Annotated in this window: 1 protein-coding gene; it reads right to left on the reverse strand. The window is 74.0% G+C overall.

Annotated elements, in window-relative coordinates; all coding sequences use genetic code 11:
• Positions 1–140 precede the first annotated feature (140 nt).
• Positions 141–1,226 (reverse strand): sigma-54 dependent transcriptional regulator (locus G3N92_RS34285; protein WP_206131906.1); only part of this gene is annotated, 1,086 nt, incomplete at its 5' end.

Here is a 1,226-nt window from a genome sequence, read left to right on the forward strand (position 1 = left end):
AGCCCGGCGAGACGGCCGCGCCGAGCGTGGCGGCGGTGATCGACGCGGCCGATCAGGCGCTGTATCGCGCCAAGTCCGAAGGTCGCGACCGGGTGGTGGAGGCGTCCGACCTGCTCTGAATCCGCCGCGCGCCGGCTGTCTCAGCTTTCCAGCGCCGCGCCGGACGCCAGGTCGATCCGGTGCCGGCTCAACAGCGCCGTCAGCCTGGCCGGCGCGATATCGAGCGCGGCGGCGGCCGCTGCCACATCGTCGCCATGCCGCCGCAGCGCGGCGTCGAGCGCCTGGTGCTCGGCCGCCTCGAGCGCGCCGGCCAGCGTCGGCAACGGGCGCGCGGCGTGCTCGCCGAGGTCGAGATCCTCGGCCGACAGCACCGGGTGCTCGGCCATCACCATCGCGCGGCGAATCCGGTTGATCAGCTCGCGCACGTTGCCCGGCCAGGCGTAGCGGTGCATCGCCTCGATCGCGCACGGCGAGAAGCCGCGGATTCGGCCGCCGCCGTCGGCGCCGAAGCGCTGCAGGATGTGCCGCGCCAGCACCTCGATGTCGCCGCCGCGCGCGCGCAGCGGCGGCTCGTCGATGCGCAGCACGCAGAGCCGGTGGAACAGGTCCGCCCGGAACTGCCCGTCGCGCATCGCCGCGTCCAGATCCACGTGGGTGGCCGACAGCACGCGCACGTCCACCGGCACCGGGTCGCGCCCGCCGAGCCGCTCGATGCGGCCTTCCTGCAGGAAGCGCAGCAGGCTCGCCTGGCTCTCGTGCGGCAGGTCGCCGATCTCGTCGAGGAACAGCGTGCCGCCCTGGGCCGCCTCGATCCGGCCGATCTTGCGCTGCGTCGCGCCGGTGAACGCGCCGCGCTCGTAGCCGAACAGCTCCGATTGCAGCAGCGCGGGCGGAATCGCGCCGCAGTTGATCGGCACGAACGGAGCGTTGCGGCGCGCCGAGCGTTCGTGGATCGCCAGCGCGGTCAATTCCTTGCCCGTGCCCGATTCGCCGGAGATGAACACCGTGGCGTCGGTGTTCGCGACCTTGCGGATGGTGCGGAACAACTGCTGCATCGCCTCGCAGGTGCCGACCATCTCGTCGCCAGGGCCGGCGGGGTCGGCCGGGCCGGCATCGCGGGCCTGCGGATCGGCGCATGCTTCGCGCTCGGCGAGGCCGGCCATCGCGCAGGCCTGGCGCGCGAGCAGGTCGAGCGTGGCGGGCGAGGCGTCGTCGGCCGCGAAGCC

The sequence above is a fragment of the Burkholderia sp. Ac-20379 genome (assembly GCF_017104645.1).
Classification (GTDB): Bacteria; Pseudomonadota; Gammaproteobacteria; order Burkholderiales; family Burkholderiaceae; genus Burkholderia.